Raw genomic sequence first — 2,358 nt, forward strand, 5'->3', positions numbered from 1 at the left:
TCCCTTGAACCCCGCCATGGGTCACCCATGTACTGACCAGACACCCAGGTGGGATACCCTGGGATAATTCCCCACTTTTCCCCACCGTCGGCAAAAGGTACACTATTTCGCAGCAATGTCAAGCGCCAGCCCAACGCTTAACCTTAATTTTGTTGGAGATAGGTAATGTGCGAGATATGTGCGAGAGCATCGGCCGCAGCGATCCACGTGCGGGTCTCTGGCCGTACCTATGGACGGGGTCGAGCGACGACGAGAATGGAAACGCCAAACGGCAGGGTGTGCGTGGACGTAATCCACGCTTCGGATCCGAAGACGACGGTGAGGAGCCGGTTCACGATGCGCGGAGGAAGTCGCAGGTCGCTGCGCTGCCCGGACCGGGGCAAAACACGCCCGACAAGTCGCGTGGCAGCAATCGCCGGGAAGAGCCAGGTGTTGAAGTAGGTGGCATGAACTGTGTCAAATCCGGCCTTTCGCAACGTATCCGTCACTCCCGAGAGCGTGTATCGTCGACAGTGATGATTCACCTCGTCGTGGGAGCTCCACAGGAATTGATACGCGGGAACGGTGAGGATCAGCGTGCCTCCCGGAACGAGCAGCCCACGAATCGCTCGTAGCGCGCCGGCGTCGTTCTCAATGTGCTCGATCACATCGAGCGCCGTTACCACATCAAAGGTCGCTGCATCGAATGGGATGTCATCCGGCAGTGACCCGGTGAGAACCTCGCCGAACCGTTTGCCTGCCGCGACTTCTCTTGAGTACGGCTCCATCTCGAAGGCAGAGACGCGGCCATGTTGGGAGAGCATCTGAAGATTGCCGCCGGTTCCGCATCCAGCGTCGAGTATTCGTGCGCCGGCTGCAAGCCTCAGATTCAGCAGCACTCGCGAGAGAATTCGACGGCGTGCGACATACCACCAGTGTTCGTCTTCGACAGCAGCGACCAGGCGATAATAGTCGGGGTCCATGGCTTCAGATGACGCGAGTCGCGAACCGTCGACGACACACAGGGTCAGATTCTCGCCTTGGCCAGTTTTGCTCCGTTTCGACGCGTTACAGGCTTTGGCGATTCGATAAGATCCTTTTCCCGGGCGTAGGCCACGGTTGCGGCCACGAAGGATTTGAACAGCGGATGGGGTCTGCCCACCTTGCTCTGGTACTCGGGATGAAACTGCGTTCCGATAAACCAGCGCTTTTCGGGCAGTTCCACAATCTCCACGAGATCGCGTGCGATGTTCAGTCCGGAGAAGTGCATGCCGTGTTCGAGCAGCTTGTATCGCAGGACGTTGTTGACCTCGAAGCGATGACGGTGGCGCTCCCTGACCTCCGTCTCACCGTAGATATCCCGGACTTTGGAGTTCTCCAGCAGAAAGCAATCATATGAACCGAGACGCATCGTTCCGCCCTTGTCAGCGATTCGCTTCTGTTCTTCCATGAGATCGATGACCGGATGCTGCGTCTCCTTCACGAATTCCATCGAATGGGCATCTTCCCACTTGCACACGTTGCGCGCAAACTCGACGACGGCGCACTGCATCCCCAGACAGATGCCAAAGAACGGGACGTCGTTCTCGCGAGCGTATTGAATGGCAACCAGTTTGCCGTCGATCCCCCGCTCACCGAACCCCGGCGCGACAACGATACCCGCCACTTCGCCCAGCACCTCCTTCACATTTTCGCTGTTCAGATCATCCGAAAGAACCAGCTTCAGGTCGACGCGGACGCGGTTTGCAGACCCGGCCAGAATGAAGCTCTCCGAAATCGATTTATACGCATCCTGATGAGTTACGTACTTGCCGACGAGTGCGATCGAGACGGAGCCATCCGGCTTCTTGAGACGATTAAGGAATTCGATCCATTCGGTCAGATCGGGTTCTTCGAGAATGCCCTCTCGTTCGACGTCCTCGTGAATGTGCAGCTTTTCGACGACGAGATCATCGAGTCCCTCTTCCTTGAGCAGGAGCGGCACCTCGTATATGGATTCGGCGTCGCGCGCCAGTTTCACCGCACGGGCTTCGACGTTGCAGAAAAGGGCCAGCTTGCGCCGGACGTCTGCATCGAGCGGATACTCCGAACGGCACACCAGGATATCGGGCTGAAGACCGTAGGACAGCAGCGTCTTGACTGAGTGCTGGGTCGGTTTTGTCTTCAGTTCACCCGCTGCGGCGAGATACGGGACCAGCGTGAGGTGTGCATTCAGCGTATTCCGGGCACCGAGATCGTATCGAAGTTGCCGTATCGCTTCCAGATATGGCTGACTCTCGATGTCGCCGACCGTGCCACCGATTTCCGTAAGTACTACATCATACTCGCCGGTTTCGCCGAGCTTGAGCATCCAGTGCTTGATCTCATCGATGATGTGGG

The 2,358-nt window shown here is 57.6% G+C and carries 2 protein-coding genes; both read right to left on the bottom strand.

Features of this window, described 5'->3' with window-relative positions; all coding sequences use genetic code 11:
* Positions 1-227 precede the first annotated feature (227 nt).
* Entirely contained in the window at positions 228-962 is a 735-nt protein-coding gene (locus HKN37_04325; GenBank protein ID NNE45868.1) for a class I SAM-dependent methyltransferase, read from the bottom strand.
* A 44-nt stretch (positions 963-1,006) separates the two neighbouring features.
* Positions 1,007-2,358 (bottom strand): CTP synthase (locus HKN37_04330; protein ID NNE45869.1); only part of this gene is annotated, 1,352 nt, incomplete at its 5' end.

This window comes from Rhodothermales bacterium (genome assembly GCA_013002345.1).
In the GTDB taxonomy this organism is placed as follows: domain Bacteria; phylum Bacteroidota; class Rhodothermia; order Rhodothermales; family JABDKH01; genus JABDKH01.